General features: G+C 48.9%; 17 protein-coding genes. 7 read left to right on the forward strand and 10 right to left on the reverse strand.

Annotated elements, in window-relative coordinates; translation table 11 throughout:
• Positions 1–22 precede the first annotated feature (22 nt).
• From ACYVAM_RS29775 to ACYVAM_RS29785, 3 genes are read left to right on the forward strand one after another with little or no spacing between them, the layout of a single operon-like run.
• The gene (locus ACYVAM_RS29775; protein ID WP_461073801.1) at positions 23–478 is read left to right on the forward strand and encodes a DinB family protein; all 456 of its coding nucleotides are present in this window, start codon (positions 23–25) and stop codon (positions 476–478) included.
• A 27-nt stretch (positions 479–505) separates the two neighbouring features.
• Positions 506–1,036, forward strand: coding sequence for a DUF4442 domain-containing protein (locus tag ACYVAM_RS29780; RefSeq protein WP_461073802.1), 531 nt, complete (start codon positions 506–508; stop codon positions 1,034–1,036).
• Between the two features lie 7 nt (positions 1,037–1,043).
• Positions 1,044–1,718 carry an alpha/beta hydrolase gene (locus ACYVAM_RS29785; protein ID WP_461073803.1) on the forward strand — a complete coding sequence of 225 codons (675 nt, stop codon included), beginning with the start codon at positions 1,044–1,046 and terminating at the stop codon, positions 1,716–1,718.
• 30 nt (positions 1,719–1,748) lie between these two features.
• Here the strand turns inward: ACYVAM_RS29785 and ACYVAM_RS29790 are convergent, their stop codons facing one another.
• From ACYVAM_RS29790 to ACYVAM_RS29805, 4 genes are all read right to left on the reverse strand, one after another.
• A complete protein-coding gene (locus ACYVAM_RS29790; protein WP_461073804.1) occupies positions 1,749–2,564 on the reverse strand; it encodes an SDR family oxidoreductase in 816 nt (271 codons plus the stop codon).
• 26 nt (positions 2,565–2,590) lie between these two features.
• Positions 2,591–4,678 carry a PAS domain-containing sensor histidine kinase gene (locus tag ACYVAM_RS29795; RefSeq protein ID WP_461073805.1) on the reverse strand — a complete coding sequence of 696 codons (2,088 nt, stop codon included), beginning with the start codon at positions 4,676–4,678 and terminating at the stop codon, positions 2,591–2,593.
• Positions 4,679–5,195: 517 nt separating this feature from the next.
• Positions 5,196–5,495 carry a hypothetical protein gene (locus tag ACYVAM_RS29800; RefSeq protein ID WP_461073806.1) on the reverse strand — a complete coding sequence of 100 codons (300 nt, stop codon included), beginning with the start codon at positions 5,493–5,495 and terminating at the stop codon, positions 5,196–5,198.
• 394 nt (positions 5,496–5,889) lie between these two features.
• Positions 5,890–6,252 (reverse strand): hypothetical protein, encoded by a 363-nt coding sequence (locus tag ACYVAM_RS29805; protein ID WP_461073807.1) that lies wholly within the window; start codon positions 6,250–6,252, stop codon positions 5,890–5,892.
• A gap of 471 nt (positions 6,253–6,723) precedes the next feature.
• Here ACYVAM_RS29805 and ACYVAM_RS29810 point away from each other — a divergent pair, with 471 nt between their 5' ends.
• The gene (locus tag ACYVAM_RS29810) at positions 6,724–6,996 is read left to right on the forward strand and encodes a hypothetical protein (protein WP_461073808.1); all 273 of its coding nucleotides are present in this window, start codon (positions 6,724–6,726) and stop codon (positions 6,994–6,996) included.
• A 285-nt stretch (positions 6,997–7,281) separates the two neighbouring features.
• Here ACYVAM_RS29810 and ACYVAM_RS29815 read toward each other — a convergent pair whose 3' ends face one another.
• From ACYVAM_RS29815 to ACYVAM_RS29840, 6 genes are all read right to left on the reverse strand, one after another.
• Positions 7,282–7,794: a hypothetical protein gene (locus ACYVAM_RS29815; protein ID WP_461073809.1), complete on the reverse strand. Its 513-nt coding sequence runs from the start codon at positions 7,792–7,794 to the stop codon at positions 7,282–7,284.
• A gap of 170 nt (positions 7,795–7,964) precedes the next feature.
• On the reverse strand, positions 7,965–8,519 hold the full coding sequence (locus tag ACYVAM_RS29820) for a hypothetical protein (RefSeq protein WP_461073810.1): 555 nt from the start codon (positions 8,517–8,519) through the stop codon (positions 7,965–7,967).
• Positions 8,520–8,558: 39 nt separating this feature from the next.
• Positions 8,559–9,947: an alkaline phosphatase family protein gene (locus ACYVAM_RS29825; RefSeq protein ID WP_461073811.1), complete on the reverse strand. Its 1,389-nt coding sequence runs from the start codon at positions 9,945–9,947 to the stop codon at positions 8,559–8,561.
• A gap of 49 nt (positions 9,948–9,996) precedes the next feature.
• Positions 9,997–11,232: a metabolite traffic protein EboE gene (eboE, locus tag ACYVAM_RS29830; protein ID WP_461073812.1), complete on the reverse strand. Its 1,236-nt coding sequence runs from the start codon at positions 11,230–11,232 to the stop codon at positions 9,997–9,999.
• A gap of 11 nt (positions 11,233–11,243) precedes the next feature.
• Complete coding sequence (locus ACYVAM_RS29835) at positions 11,244–12,431, reverse strand: 3-dehydroquinate synthase (protein ID WP_461073813.1); 1,188 nt, start codon at positions 12,429–12,431, stop codon at positions 11,244–11,246.
• Between the two features lie 145 nt (positions 12,432–12,576).
• Positions 12,577–13,566, reverse strand: coding sequence for a glycosyltransferase family 2 protein (locus tag ACYVAM_RS29840; protein WP_461073814.1), 990 nt, complete (start codon positions 13,564–13,566; stop codon positions 12,577–12,579).
• Between the two features lie 312 nt (positions 13,567–13,878).
• On the opposite strand from ACYVAM_RS29840, the gene ACYVAM_RS29845 reads away from it, so the two are divergent.
• The 3 genes from ACYVAM_RS29845 (at position 13,879) to ACYVAM_RS29855 (ending at position 16,731) form a co-directional block, all read left to right on the forward strand.
• Entirely contained in the window at positions 13,879–14,631 is a 753-nt protein-coding gene (locus ACYVAM_RS29845) for an SDR family NAD(P)-dependent oxidoreductase (protein WP_461073815.1), read from the forward strand.
• A gap of 315 nt (positions 14,632–14,946) precedes the next feature.
• Positions 14,947–15,507: an RNA polymerase sigma factor gene (locus ACYVAM_RS29850; RefSeq protein ID WP_461073816.1), complete on the forward strand. Its 561-nt coding sequence runs from the start codon at positions 14,947–14,949 to the stop codon at positions 15,505–15,507.
• 126 nt (positions 15,508–15,633) lie between these two features.
• A complete protein-coding gene (locus ACYVAM_RS29855) occupies positions 15,634–16,731 on the forward strand; it encodes a FecR family protein (protein ID WP_461073817.1) in 1,098 nt (365 codons plus the stop codon).
• Positions 16,732–16,808 lie beyond the last annotated feature (77 nt).

Raw genomic sequence — 16,808 nt, forward strand, 5'->3', positions numbered from 1 at the left:
AATCTCATTAAACCCTACCACCATGACCACCGAACTCGTAACCCAGCTATGGCAATTTAACCAGGGGGCTGCATCAGGCGCCATTCGTAAACTCACACCCGAAAATTTTAGAAATCGCCTGACGCCCGAAACCGCTTCGGCTGGTTTCATCGCTCTGCATTCGGCCGAGGTCATGCACCGGTTTGCCAGCATGCTGTTTGGACGCGAGCTAGGTATTGAGCTACAGACTACCGGCGGTGTTACGGACGATGGCAAGCTCCTCGATCTGGCAGCGGTTAAGCAACTGGTTGAGGATAGTTATGCTATGATTGCGGAGCACATTCAGCAAACTGACGACACCCAATGGGCTGAACTTATCCAGTCTCCTTTCGGCGAGGTATCCCGTATGCAGCTTCTTACCTTCATGATGCACCACAATTCCTACCATGCCGGACAAATTGCGCAGGCGACCAAAAAGGGAAAAGAGTTTGCCCTGTGATCCAACTCCCGTATTCAGCTATTCCGTATGACACCCGCTTTTCTGCAAACTAACCGTCGGGAATCGTTCAAATCATGGCGATTTCGTCAATTCATGAACTGGTATCCGATGTATTTCGGAACGGGCGGCAAAATCCTGTTCTGGTCGGGCGATTCACGGGAGGTTCATTTGCGACTGCGCCGAAGTTTGTGGACCTATAATTACGTAGGTACCATTTTTGGCGGCAGTATGTTTGCGGCTGCCGATCCGTTTTACATGCTGATGCTCCTCCGGATTTTAGGCAACAACTACGTTGTCTGGGACAAAACGGGCACTATTCGTTTTCGAAAGCCGGGCCGCCAGACACTCTATGCCCGTTTTGACATCACCGACGACCAACTGGCTACCGTTCGGCAGGCCGTGGCAGCAAATGGGCAAACCGAGCAGACATTCAGCGTCCAATGGCTGGATGCCCATGGCGTTGTTCACGCTCAAATTGAACGGCTTTGCTACATTGCCGACAGGCAGCATTACGAGGAACGAAAGAACGACAAACAACAGTCACGGTTTCAACGCTGAGTTTATTATGGCAACCGAACATCACCTGGCCGTCCAGCGAACGGCCCGTTACTATACGCTGGGCGAACTAAGTTCAACGACAACGCATGTCTGGTTTTGTCTGCATGGCTTCGGCCAATTGGCCGCGTATTTTAGCCGGAAGTTTATTAGTCTAACCGATGCAAATACGTTCGTTGTTCTACCGGAGGGCCTATCCCGCTCCTATCTGGATGGTACGTACAATCGGGTGGGGGCGTCCTGGCTCACGCGAGAAGATAAAGAACACGAAATCAGTGATTTCCTGACTTACTTAAACACCGTGTATGCCAGCATTCTGAACGGGAAAGCGCCGTCGAGTCTTCACATTACGGTACTGGGTTTCTCACAGGGCGCGGCCGTTGCCTGTCGCTGGCTCAACCAACCCAGTAATCAGGTAAGCCTTCTGCGGGTCGACCGGCTCATTTTATGGGCAGGTTATTTTCCGAATGGGCTGCGCGAGTTAATCGACCCTGATAAATTACAGGCCATTGAAACGCACTACGTGTATGGTCGACAGGATGAATACATTAGCCAGATGGACGATGTAGAAGGCTACCTGAACCGGCTACAAGCCGATGTGCCAACGCTAAAAATGACGGCCTTTGAGGGTGGTCACAAAGTTGAGACCGAGGTGTTGCAACAATTGATTGTAAGGCGTGATTAGGGTGTGCTACACCCTAATCACAAGATACAGTTACGCTAAGCCAAATCGCTGACTGACCATCGCAAAAAACTCTTCGTTGCTCATGCTTTTCCAGGCGCCATATAACGCTTGTGCATCCTGTCCGGCCACGTAACGTATCTGGTCTGTGTTGTCGGTAGCGGCCTGATAAATGACCTCAGCAATCTGGTCGGCGGTTGAGTAATTGGCTGCATTCGTACCGAAAGCGGCAAATACTTTCTCCAGGCCCGCGTCATAAACGCTCTCCCCGTCCATAGTGCGTTGCAACGAACGGGTAGCGAAATCAGTAATGACGCCCCCCGGAGCGACAACCTTAACCCGGATATTAAAGGGACGCAACTCATAGTTCAGTGACTCCGATAACCCGTCAACTCCGAATTTAGTCGCGTGATAGATCGAATTGAACGGTAGGCCAACCAACCCGCCAATCGACGTAATATTGATAATCGTGCCCCCGCCTATTTCCCGAAAAGTAGGCAACAGCGCTTTTATGGTCCGCATCACACCAAACATATTGGTATTGAATTGATCCATAATTTTCTCTTCTGAAGCCGTTTCCAGCGGCCCCGCCAGCCCATAACCCGCGTTATTGAGCAGCACATCAATCTGTTGCCAGTCGGCCAGCGCCTGCTCGACCGCCTGAGTTACGCTGTCGGTTTGGGTTACATCGAGGGCATATACTTTAATTGACGGATATTGCTGCAACTCGGTCTCATTCTGTGGGTTGCGCATGGTAGCGGCCACGTTCCAGCCGTGTTTGGCAAACAAAATGGCTGCGGCTTTCCCGATGCCCGACGATGCTCCCGTGATGAAAATTGTCTTTGCCATGGTTATTTAATTGACGAGATACGCCCTTATATGGGCAGATAGATACTGAACTTTGCACCAAACCCAGGCTGGCTCATGGCGGTGATGGCTCCTCCGTGATTGGTCACTACTTTCTGGCAGATAGCTAACCCAACACCTGTACCGGCAAATTCATTCCTGCCGTGCAGTCGCTGAAAAACCTGAAAAATACGGTCGGCATACTTCTCATCAAAACCAATGCCGTTGTCAGCGATCTCTATTGAATGATAGGTAGCCGTCTGGCGAGTAGGTCTTACACCACGCGGCAAATCGTCTACCTGAACGATATCCACACGAACTATGATTTGGGGCGAAACGCCCTGTCGCTGGAATTTGAGCGCGTTTGAGAAAAGGTTCTGAAATAGTTGACCTAACTGCGAGGCATCGCCAAATACCGTTGGTAATGGATCTATCTGAATTTGAGCATTCGTTTCCTCAATAGCAACCGACAGATTTTCCAACACTTCGTTAACAACCCGCGACAGCGGTACCCGAGCGGCTGGCGCCGGACTGGTCGAAATGCGTGAAAACGCCAGCAAGTCCTTTATCAGGAGTGACATCCGGCTGGCCGCCACCTGCATTCGTTCCAGATAAACAAGCTCATCGCCCATCGATGAGAATGCATAGCGCGTTTTGAGCAGATCACTAAACTGCTGAATCTTGCGTAGGGGCTCCTGCAAGTCGTGACTGGCAATGTAGGCAAACTGCTCCAGATTCTGATTGGAACGGGTAAGATGCTGATTGGATTCGGCAAGACCTTCATTGGCTTCTGTCAGTTCCTCATTGGTAGCGGCTAGTTCTTCGTTCGTGGCTGCCAGTTCTTCAATTGTAGCCGCTAATTCTTCATTCGTTACTTCTAATTCTTCGGTACGTTCTCTGACCTGCTGCTCCAGGGCTAGCTGAAGTCTCCGTTGTTCAGTAACGTCTTGTGCACTACCGCTTAGCGCGACAGGAACGCCCTTTGCATCGTAAAACAACTGGGCCTGTGCATGGATCATCCGTACCTGACCCGTGAGCCGGTTGATGATAGGATGCTCGTTTTCATAACGCCCGGATGAACCCGGCTGAATAGCGGAGCCAATGGCGTCGGCAACCCGGTCCCTGTACTCTACCGGTATCGGGTTAAAGGCTTCGTCCAGCGATTTGGTTTCACTGGCGAAACCAAGCCATTCCATAAACCGCTTTGAATAACTGAATGTGTTTGTTTCAATATCCAGGCTCCAGGTCGCCAACTCTGCCAGTTCGATAGCGCCCCGAAGGGTTTCTTCCGTATTCACCAGTTTCCGATTCGCCAATACCCGCTCGGTCATGTCAACCGCCATGTTCAGGATGGCGTAAACCTTTCCATCTTTGTTGGTCAGAGGCTGATACGTAAACGTAAACCAAAAGCTTTGCAGGCGCCCATCTACTACCAGATACACCTCCTGTTCAGTTGTCTGGTATAGAATATTGGTATCGTAAACCTGCTCAAGTAAACCAATAAAGGGCTGGCCCTCCAGTTCGGGTAGGGCTTCAGCCAGTTTCATGCCAATGACCGCCGGGGTTTTCCCCCACACTTTAATCATAGCGTCATTGGCCATGTCAATAATGAACTCCCGAGTTGTATAAACACCAATAGCAAAGGGAGCTTCCTGGATTAGGCTCTTGAAACGATGTTCGCTCAGCTCGACCCGCTGGTGAGCTAGTGCATCCTCAGTCACCTCCTGGGCCACACCCGAAAATCGGAACAGTTCTCCGGCTTCATTGGTGTAACCCTGGCCCATAAAACGAACCCAGCGCAGGCGACCATCATTAGCGCCAATCGTGCGGTAGGTAACATCGTACTCCCCATTGCCCTGAGGATTCATGGCTAATTGGACAGCCTGATTTACTCGGTCGATATCATCAGGATGAATATGACGGACAGCTTCGTCGTAAGAAATTCGAGCTTGATAAGCTATGCCGTATAATTCCTGACAGCGCTCATCCCAGTGAATCATAAACGTTACCGGGTCCAATTCCCAAACGCCCAGTCGGGCTGCCTTCAAGACAAAATTTACATCTAACCGCTCGTGGAGTGCCTTATCTTGATTAAATGGCTTTTGCTCGCCAGTCATTGATGAAAAAATTAGTGTTTACAGTACAGTAACGTCTTAGTATAGTTTTGGTTTTCAAGTTCTTTATTTCCTTCAGACAGACTGAAACAAGCGACCATCACTCAGTAAGACAACCGAAGGGGTTAACAACAAGTAAACGCCACGCGATTACAGCCAACTAGCCGCCAATGCGTATACGTAAGCCTGTTTGACTCACCAGAGCAGGTCGAATTAAATAGGCTTACCAATTAAACGAGAGGAAACTCTGAGGTCTTGAGTGAAGCGGTTAACGGAACGTTTCTTTTTCGGGCCCTCCTGCCCCATAAAGCAAAACCAGATCCCTGGTATAAGAATCTGGCCTGGTCCTATATAAGATGTTATTGAGCAATGACCTCGGCCTCTCTATAATCACAAAAAATCTGGTCAAGGCAGAGCCTGAGCGGCTCCTCTGCATCGCTTGATCGAAGAGGCCTGTTTTTATGTATCGAGCGGTCTGGTGTTGATTACGTGCGCTATCAATTGGCGCCAGTCTAACTAACTAAAACATTAACAGACACTTACAAACATATCCTAAAACAGTTAGCCCAAGAATAGAACCGGTGGCAAACAGCCAGTTTTCTTTGCGTGTCAGACTATACATTAAATAATTATTCTCATCTACCCCCAGGCAATTTCTATCCGATAACCAGTAGGTCGATGGCTCTTCCATCGAATAGCACGAATGTGTCTCCTGGCTAACGGCTAATAACTCATCTAACTTACGACTATTTCCATGTTGATTAGCCGATATTACTACAGTTGACAAAGCAGGACGGATGGTTGAAATAGCAGGGTTCATAAGTGTATGTGTATGCCTTAATGCTTGGTGGTTTTTGTCAGCGATTTATAGTACAAGATTCACCAATAATGAGTCAATGAAGCCTGACATTTCGATGAACTGTTGGTTTTACCCGTTTTTTGGTTAAAAAATCAGAAAACAGCATTTTTTGCCTGACGTATGGCGCCCACTTAAAAAGCGATCTCGTCGGTATCCTATTAAATTAATTGAGCTCTGAGGGAAGACTGTGAAGGCGCTTCCGACATGGTTTAGAAAACAGAATGCCGACTCCTAAGGTCGGCATTCTGTAAATGAAAGGGCTCTGGCTATACAGCCAGAGCCCTTTTGAGACTTGTGGAACAGTCTACGAATTTTCTTTACCTAAACAAAATCGACGGATTTCAAAAAGCGTGAGTTAGGCCACAAATCGGCTTGTGCTCAACTCCTGTTGATGACGTGCCCAAATTAAGTCCCGCTTTGCCTGAAAAACCATAGACACTTCTTTTGATTCCTGCGATTCAGCAGCCAGTATGGCCGATTGTTCCATTATATTCGACGGATCCACCTGACGCCGAATGTGCTGATAAGTCTCCCGGACTTGCTCAACCGCCTGGCTTTCAAGCCTATAATGCTGCTTCCATTCCTGAACATGCCGCTGAAGCAGTTGCACCCAACTTAAGGTAGCACCCGATGAGCTTGGGGTAATGGAAGATACATTCATCTCAATAGTCTGCTGCCGGTAAGCATCCAGTAACTGGCTAAACGTATCATTATTCATAATCACCTTGTAGTCATTCAACGGCGCTTAACGTATATATGTAAGCTCCGTCCTGTTCTTGTTCGTAACAAAGTTAATAAACAAAGACATGCTTTTTTGTAGATTGACTAAACGGTATGATATAGCCCTGATTTGGGCGTTTTTAATGAACAGGCCCGTTTCCTTAGTTGGATTAATTCATGTTTATCTGTTCTTCTTGCTAAGTCATTTTTTAGATTAAAAACACCGTATACTTAGTGACCATGGTAACATTATAAAGTCAGAAGTATAGGGCGTGGCTTTTTTTGATACATGAAGTTATTAGGTGAACCTTAGATCGACTGGTGCTTAATCCTGGCCTGGTCGGTAGCAACAAGTCGTAGACTAACCGTTACATCTGGTAGAAAATGAACCAAATTGCCCCGTTTATACCTCCTGTTAATAGGACTAGCACGAACAGACAGAGCAGATTCTTTGTCAGCAAGAATGAAAATGAACACAATAAATAAACAGAACAAGGCGCATCTGGAAGAACAGAAATACAGGCTCGAGCACAACCTAGCCAATAGCCGTAAGTTTCTGGCATTTTTTGAATCGAGATTACCGAAAGAATACGGTCAGCTAAGCAACAACGATTTTACATCAGATTTACAAAGCCAGTTCGCGGAGTCAGCTTACAGCCATAAACAGTTGATAGCCATGCTGGAAACATACCATAATGAGGTCATGAAGGCATTAGCGCCCTATACAAAGCAGGCGGATTGACTGACAACATTGCACATTGCCAAACGGCTGTGGAAGGCGGATTGATTTTTAAAGAAAGCCTCAAAAAGAATTAGCGCAGAAATATTCTGCGCTAATTACTCAATTCATTCTTTTTAATTTTAGTTACAAACTAAGATAAAATAAGTTGAATTGAATGTATAACGTTAAAACTTTTCAAAGTTACTCGCTATAAATAATAACATATACCCTTTCTATCTATAAAAGTATATTTATACAGATAGAAAACGATCGTTCAACCAACTTGTTAGCCTTCAAGTTGTATCCTTAATCTTCGCGTTTTTTAATTGTTTGGACAACTTTCCCGTTTTCGACCAGTCTTGTTTTCAAAACTGTCTGTTTAGGAATCATAACCAGTAACATTGGGTGTATAGCTTCCGCTAAAGGCGATTTCACCGAAGCCGTATCAGCTATACGTATATAGCGTACCGTTAAGGTAGAATCTTGCACAAATATTTTGCTTACAGAAAGTTTTGGCGGTGTTTTAGTCGAAGGCAGGGCGATGCCAATGGCCATTTCTTTATCAAAATTGGGCGCATCGCGTTTACGAACTGAACCGGTTGAAGTCGGCTGAAACACCTGGCTGAATGTTTCGGTCTGTTCAAATACAAAAAGTGTAGGCTTTCCTTTAGTAACAGGCGCATCGGGGCTGAGGCTATAACCCGTCAGTAAACGGTACGTCAGGTTAACCTGAGCAAGCGCAAATAAGCTGAAAAACAGGCCAGCAACAATAAAAAGAGGAGTGCGTAAATGACGATGAAACGAGGCAAAAGAGGACATAATCAAACAAAAACTAAATGATAACCATACTTGGTTAACGTCTGACTAACCCGTTCGGTGTGTAGATGATGAGAAAAAGCCGCCAATCTTCCCCACCTTAAGGGTAAATAGCAGCGCCATTATGGGAACGGCGGTAAAATGAGGGTGGAAAAACGTATCGCCGGAAACGGCTAGTTCTGCTGAGCTTCTGAATTGAGCGGATTCTGAACGGTCATGCCCGCTACATTGAAGCATGAGTTCAGATTATCGCTTTTGCACTCGAATAAATCAAACGATTCGACGCCTTTATCCAACCGCTCGAAGTAGAGGACGAACACAACTTTTTCATCATTCTTGATCTCACGGCTATCCGGAGACATGGGGATACCCTCCGTTTTCACCAAGGCATAAGTGCGCTTACCACCGGCCGAAGCCAGCACCGCTTTGGGGTTGAACGAAATGTTGCTGGTGCCGTAATAATTGCTATTCCGGTCGTCTTTGTTTTTGCCAAACGTCAGATACAGCACGGTGTAACTAGCCGTCAGGCGAATATCCGTCACACGAATGTCGGGGTCCTGCGAATGGCCGAGCCCTCCTTGTGGGTCGGGATAGAGCCGGGGCATGATAGCCGACACCGGCTGATTAGGCTGATAGTATTCAGCACCATCGGCCGGGGCATTTACGGCTACGGGCCGGGTCGACGTACAGGCGGAGACCAGCAGGATGAGGGCGACGAAGGCTTTCATAAAGTTAAATTACGTGCTTTCGTCCGAATAACCAACAACTTAGCTCGTCTGTTTTTCAACTATTCCGACGGATAGCGTCTCCCATATTTTATCGTATACAGCAGTGGCTGTCAATGTTTTACCTACGTTGTGGCTGCTCACAAACACAGGATGGTGTTCGGGAGCGGTCCCGATCCGTCCGTGCGACCCTTTCACGAGCGTGGCATCCAGCGAAATAACGTTCATCAAATACCGGAACCCAAGCAGTTTACGGCCCAATTTGTACCCCGCTTTTAATTTGATTAATGGATTGGTTTGGTCCATAAACATCTCGACAGGATCGTAGCCGGGTTTCTGGTGGATAGCCACCAGCCGGGCAAAGTCGGGGGCGCGGGCGTCGTCGAGCCAGTAATAGTAGGTAAACCAGCTATCGGCATCGGCAACCACCACCAGATCGCCGGAGCGTTCATGATCGATATGGTACTGCTTCTGCTGCTCTTTATCCAGCACAAGTTCAATGCCGGGTGTTTTTTCCAGCAATGACCGCACTTTTTCGAAAACCCTTTGGTCGTTGATATACACGTGGGCAATCTGGTGATCGGGGGTAGCGAAGGCGGGCGAAGCCCCGGCATCGAACAGTTCCAGACCACGCTCTTCCCGGTAGCGGATCATGCCTGCTTCCCGCAGAATCCGGTTGATATGAATGGGTTTACTGACGTTCGTTATCCCGTATTCCGACAGCACAATGATTTCAGCCCCCTGCTTTTCATAATACTGAATCAGGTCGCGGCATACATCGTCGATTTCCCGCAGATCATTGCTGATTTTCGAGAAATCCTGACCGAACTTTTGCAGGCAGTAATCGAGGTGTGGTAAATAAATCAGCGTCAGCGTCGGATTGTGCCATTTGTCGACCAGCATCGAGGCATCGGCGATCCAGCGGCTACTCTTGATCGTTGTGGCTGGTCCCCAGAACTGGAAGAGCGGAAAGGTCCCCAATTCTTTCGTGAGTCGATCGCGTAGGTCGCCGGGCTGGGTGTAGCAATCAGGGAGCTTCATGCCGTCGGACGGATATTGCGGCCGGGGCGTGGCCGAATAATCGGCGGAGGAGTACATGTTGTACCACCAGAACATTTTCGAGACCGTAAAATTGGGGTCCAGTTTCCGGGCGCGCTCCCAGATCTTTTCCCCCGCTACGAGCTTGTTCGACTGTTTCCAGAACTTCACTTCCGAATCCGTGCGGTCATACCAGCCATTGGCAACGATACCGGTTTCGCTGGGCCATTTGCCCGTTACGTAAGTAGACTGCACCGACGTCGTTACGGCGGGGAGCATTGGCTCAATGGTCGCCTGGTTTTTATTGGCAAACCATTGTTTCAGAAAAGGCGTGTGTTCGCCAATCAGCGAATACGACAAGCCGACAACGTCGAGTACTACGGTCTTTCTCATACGGATAAATCAGAAATGAAAGATGATTGATATTAGACTAACACATTCATCATTCATCATTCTTCATTGATTTAGACACCCATTTCATTTCCCGTTCAATTGAATCGACCAGGTTTTTCTTTAAATCCTCCGGCAATACGCCCCATGTATAGGTTTCGACCTCCAGCTGGTTGGTAAACATCCGATCGGCCTGCAACCGGAGCACCTCCCGAATATCATCCTGCGTGGACTGTAGCACACCATAATCCGACACAAAAAGCGGAACGTGGAAATGCGCCCGCCATTCGGCATGGGTCTCGTTGAAAGCGGCCAGTGCTTGTGGCAGATCGGGGAAGCGAACCAGTTCCCCGGCCTTCGTTCGAGCCACTACCTGGTGCAGATACGTAGGTTCGTTAAATTCCTCAAACGCCTGCCAAACCGCTTCCCGTTCGTTGGCTACCTCCGGAAATTCAGCTTTTAAAGCCGCGCTAATCTGAATTTTACCGACGCGCAAGCCATAATTTTTGAGTTTATCCAGCACCTCCGCCGGCCGTTCATAACCCACGGCAAAATGACAGACGTCATAGCACAACCGAACGTGTTCACAAATGGCAGCCTCCGCTTCTTCGTCCGTCAGCCCAAATTGTTCGCTTAACTGCTCAATCCCCATCGGCAGCAGGTAATCGGTAAACCAGCTAATGAACTCGTCGGCGGTTTCGATAATGCCATCCGGTTCGGGTTCCAGATCGAGGTGCATAAGCCGATCCGTCTGCTTTCTCAACCGAACCAGGTCAGCCACAACCTCAAGCACATTTTGGGTGGTCTGGGAAAAGATATAGTCGCGGGCGGCCGGTTGTTCCCATTCGAACCAGAGCCGGTAGGTCAACGGTGAGGTAGACACGCCCCCCTGAATGGGGTTTCCCAGCTCATCGACTGGCAACAGAACCGATAGAATGCGAAACAGCCGTTTGGTATACTCAACTCTGGCTTCGGTGGTCCAGTCGGGTGCGTGCACCTGATCTTTAACAACGGTATCATGAAAGCCTCCGAACGGAAAGCCGTTCATGGTAAACACATAGCAGTCATTCTGGGCTAACCAATGCTGAAAGGCGACCAGATTGTCGGGGATTTCCAGCTCCTCGCTCGCTATATTCGACAGGCGCAACCCGATACCAAAGGGAGCCTCCGGCGACAGCCGCTGCTTCAATTCAGGAATAGACTCCTGCAGCGCCGTAAAATGATCCGTCCAGGTTTCACCGGCATGAATATTGGTGCAATAGCCGAGGTGGCCGAGGGAAGTTTTCATAAGAAGAAAACCTATAAGGTTTCAGAAACTTTATAGGTCTGAAAGGCTAGTGAATCCGTTTGTCGTAAGGTTGCAATGGCCTGCCGAATACGGTCGGCATCCATCTCGTGCACTTCTACACCCTGCCCAAGGCCTTTCAGCAGCATAATGGTTAGTTGGCCACCTAAATGTTCGCGAAACTCAGCGAGTCCTTTCAGTACTCCGGCGCTGTTGTCGGCGTCGAGCATGGGTTGGTAAAGGGCAAAGCCAAGCGTGCGGAGTGTCGTCAGAATACGGTCCGTGTCCGTTTGGGTAAGCCAGCCCAGTTGCTGCGAGTACAGGCTATCGAGCGCAATACCAATGGCCACCGCTTCGCCGTGCCGGATCTCGAAATTGGTGAGCTGTTCCAGCTTATGAGCGCTCCAGTGGCCAAAATCAAGCGGTCGGGAGGAGCCCATTTCGAACGGATCACCGCCCGCAATGTGCTGCAAATGCATGTCGGCGCACCGATGAATGAGGTAGTGCATCGCCGTCATGTCGCGGGCGGCTAATGCCTCGGCATGTGCTTCAATCCACTCAAAAAACGCCTTGTCTTTAATGAGCGCCACTTTGATCGCTTCAGAAATACCTGCCCGCCAGTCGCGATCATCGAGTGTCGTTAAAAACAGGCTGTCGTTGAATACCGCAACGGGAGGAACAAATGTGCCGAGGAAATTTTTCTTTGCCCGGTAGTTGACGCCATTTTTAACGCCCACTCCCGAATCATTCTGCGAAAGCACCGTCGTTGGAATCCGAATGTGGCGAATACCCCGGTGTGAAATTGCCGCTGCATAGCCAACCAGATCGAGCACTGATCCACCTCCAATGGCCGCCACATACGAGTGACGATCTATGCCATACCGATCTACGGCATCAACGATCTGTTCGACAAAATCGGGATCATTCTTGGCGATCTCACCACCCGGAATAATCAGAAAATCAGCGATAAGATCCACTATACCAGCGTGTTTCTCAAAGTACGTCCTGATGGCGTCCAATAGATCGGGGTGCGTATCAACAACGCCAGAATCAACGATAAACAGAAGCTTTTTTCGCGTATCGGCAGTGGCTTGCTGGCTAAAAAAGTCGGCGAATAACGGATTGGTATAATCGAAAAGACGTTCGGTAAAAAGAACACTATAAGAAAACCGAACGCTAAAACTTTGATGCAAGTGATCCATGAAAGGATGAAGCCAGTTGAGTAGTACTGGCTTCATCCCTCAAAAATACAATCAAATCGTTAATGGTTCCTTATTGTGTCGTTTATACACAGGAAAATAGGTTCCAGCATGTATTTTTTACGCAATTATAGACGAGGCTGGTCGCCTACAGATATAGTACCCTGTATTTTACGGCCCCATACAGTCGCCAGTAGACAGACAGAAAGGGCGTTGCAATAGCGGTTAGTATAACCTGTTTAAGAATTGGCCGGGTTAGGGGCGTGTTGGGTAAATGATGCAGCACCCGATCTACCGACAGAACAGCCCATATACATAAGCCCATAATAGCCATGTTCATCTGGCCACTCAACAGGCCGATCAGGCCAAGGACGAGGCTCACAACGGAAGCATAATAGCCAACCACCTGCCGACGGTACGTTGGAATCCGCTCCCGAAACAAATCCGGATGACGTTTGTAGAGCAGCGCATCGTAGCAATTGTTACGCTCATCCTGTAATAACTCATACCAGGCGCATGGGCGAATGGGGTAAACGACAACGGCTTCGGGACACTTGGCGATGGGAATTCCAGTCTGGAGAAACTTGAATTGCAAATCACTGTCTTCCCGCCAGTCCGTATCGAAGGCTTCTTCAAACCCACCAACGCGGTCCAGCGTAGATTTCCGGCAAAAGCAGTTGGACGCCATGAACTCAGCCCGCTTCAGGAACGTAGCGGTGCGATCGAGGGGTGTTGGCTGGTTCGGGAGGTGTACCCGTAATTGGCCGCTCACCACCTGCGCCCCACGCTGAAAACAGGTTAAAGCCGCTGAAAGCCAGGTAGGCTCTGGCAGGCAGTCTTCGTCGGTAAACGCGATCACTCGGCCACGAGCCGCCCGCCAGCCCCGATTACGGGCAGCGGCCAGGCCACGCTGTTGCGGCTGACCCAGGTAGCGCACTTCGATTGGGGCACCACTGCGGGCTATTTGTCTGGCAAAGAGTAAAACGGCCGTTTCTGTTTCAGGCGAGTTCCCCTCATCGACGACAATGATTTCAAACTGGTCATGAGATAACCGTTGACGACCCAATGCATCCAGGCATTTAAGCAATAAAGCTGGCTGCTGATAAGTTGGAATTACAACCGAGAATTCAGGTAGCATAACAACGAGTAATGATTATTTAAAAAAAGAGGAAGAATTGATCCCGAAAGAGGCACTTATGTAGCCACTAAGGGCCAAACATATCGTTCACATTCACGGAATCAAACAATATTCAATTCGGTGCAAAAACCCGACCAAATTCACTAACAGACTTTTTTTAAACAGCAATAAGTTGTGTAAGCCCCAATAAATGAGCGGCTTATTAATTAAAAACTCTTCGTAAGAGACATACAGGAACGGATTTGTATCCTATAGCCCCTAAACCTGCCCACACCCGTTTATCTTTGTAAAATCATTTATTTTCACCTTTCTATGTCTCGTATTGCTCTCATTACCGGTGCAACCTCTGGCATTGGCTACGCCACAGCGAAGGCCTTTGCCGATCTCGACTACCGACTGATTCTTTGTGGTCGTCGACAGGACCGTTTAGACGAAGTGGCCGACCAGCTTGGTGCACAGACCGCTGTAACAACCCTTACCTTCGATGTGCGGAACCGGACCGAAGTCGATGATGCAATAAGCACCTTGCCCGATGACTGGAAAGCCATCGACATTCTGGTCAATAATGCGGGGAACGCCCACGGCCTGTCGCCAATTCAGGAGGGAGACCCTGCCGACTGGGATCAGATGATTGATGGCAATGTGCAGGGGTTGCTGTATGTATCGAAAGCGGTGATACCCGGCATGGTCGAACGCCAGCGAGGGCATATCGTGAACCTGAGTTCGATAGCGGGCAAGCAGACCTATGCTAATGGGGCGGTCTACTGCGCCAGCAAAGCAGCCGTCGAAGCCCTCAGCACGGGGATGCGCCTGGACCTGACCCAGCATGGCATTAAGGTGACCAACATTGCACCCGGTGCCGTTGAGACGGAGTTTTCGGTCGTGCGGTTCAAAGGTGACAGGGAACGAGCCGCTAAAGTGTATGAAGGCTACGCGCCCCTAACCGCCGACGATATTGCCGATACGATTGTGTATGCTGTAACAGCCCCGGCCAATGTTACGATTGCGGACATGACCATTCTGGCGGCAGCCCAGTCGGCAGCCACAACGATCCACCGCAAATAGCCTGTTAACAGGCCTATCGTTCATTAATTTACACGACATAAATGCCTGCCTTTTTGTCTGCATCATGTTAAAAACCGGTGCAGACAAAAAAAAGAGCAATATTTTGGCGATTTGTTACGCCAAGTCAATAAAGCGTTAAATTCACTTAGCCGTACGTACAGATGCCCCATACAGGCCGGTAACTTAATCCGGCAACTTACCAATCGCAGAGCCAGTACGTTTTATAGTTTCTTGATGAATTTCCAGATTTTCGTGGAATTCTCAAAGATGAAACTACTGTTAAACGTATAGAGCAGGCAGTGGCTCACGTTAAACATGAAGAGTATATTCTCAACTAATTTGCCGAATGATGAAGCGCTTTGGGAACGCTTCAAGAAAGGTGACCGCCAGGCATTCGAGCAGATTATTTCGGTCCATTATGCATCGCTGTTCCGATTTGGAACACGCTACAGCAAAGACACTGATTTGATTCAGGATTGTCTGCACGATATGTTCGTGTACTTGTGGGAACGTCGCCTGCACGTCAGCAGCACCGACAACATTAAAAAATACCTGCTCAAATCACTACGCCACAAGATACTGCTGGAACTGCAGCGGACCCAGCGCCGGGGCTGGGTCGATGAAGACGAAGCCCTGGACGTAACTCCCGAACAACCCTTCGAAGACTTCTTTGTGGCCATAGAAGCCGAGCAACTCTCGGCCCGGAAAATTAAAACCCTGTTCGACCTCCTCCCCCAACGTCAGCAGGAAGCGCTCCACCTGCGTTACTTTCAGGAACTCGACATTGAGCACATTGCCGATGTGATGTCCATCAGTCGTCAGTCCGTCTCCAACCACCTGCACAAAGCCCTGAATTTTCTTCGCGAACACTGGTAAGCGATCAGCGCACTGGCTGCCTGTGAGCCATACGTTAATTTATTTCAAAAAATATCGAAATTGGAGGGTATGAGGCCCTTGCTGGCTAATTATATAGGTAATGCAGCCAAAAAATAGTTATTTTCTATGAAATCATTTGATCATTTTGAGCTCTATGATTTTCTGGAAGACGAATCATTCCGATCATGGGTATTTGAGCAAGCACCGTCCCCGGTAGCCGAGTGGTGGGAGCGCTTTCCGGTCCTGTTTCCGGAAAAAGCCATGCTCATGATTCAGGCTCGTGAAACCTTGCAGGCCATTGGCGAAGATACGGCTGAACCAACACCCGAGTTTATCCACCGGAGCATTCAACAAATCATGCAGGATACCGAACCCGCCCTGCGGGAATCGACTCCTTTTTGGTCGTATGGTCGAATGGCCTGGATTGCAGCGGCTTCGGTAGCCATAATTTTATTGAGCTGGTTTGGCTGGTACAACGGTCAGGATAAACCAACGGCGGTTTACCAGAAGCTGGTTGCCAGTTCTACGGTGCCGATGAAGGAAGTAGTAAACACGGGTACTAAACTAAAACTAGTGTTGTTGGCCGACGGCAGTTCTGTTGTGTTGCAGCCGAACAGCCGCATTAGTTACCCCAGTGCGTTTGCCAGCCAGAACAAGCGGGAAGTGTATTTGGTAGGAGAAGCTTTTTTTGAAGTTGCTAAAAATCCGGACAGACCCTTTTTCGTTTATGCAGATAACCTGATCACTAAAGTGCTGGGAACAAGCTTTACGGTTCGGGCTTACGACAAAAAAGCCGTTGATGTAACGGTAAAAACGGGTCGGGTATCTGTTTTCACCCGCACGGATCGCGACCGCGTTGACAAACAGGAATCCCGCCAGTTGATCGGGCTGGTGCTAACGCCAAATCAGCGGGTGCAGTTCGACCGGGATGAAAGCCGGCTGGTGCGGTCGCTGGTCGATTCGCCAACCCTGCTGGACATGCCCATTCAGCAGGCCATGTTCGAGTTTAGTGGAACGCCCATTACCCAGGTCTTTGCCGCCCTTGAAAAAGCCTACGGTGTTGAGATTGTTTTTGATGCCGAGGTCATGAAGAACTGCTACCTGACCGCTTCACTGGACGATGAGCCGCTTTTCGAGAAGTTGACGATGATCTGCCAGACGCTGGATGCTCAACACGAGCAAATGGACGGAAAAATTTTAATTACCAGTAAAGGATGCCCATAAAATTACTCAACTCACTAAACCAGCCTATGTCCGAAAAACACTCACGTTAGAATACAAAAAAAAGAGTCAGCAATGCG

The organism is Spirosoma horti (genome assembly GCF_054776595.1).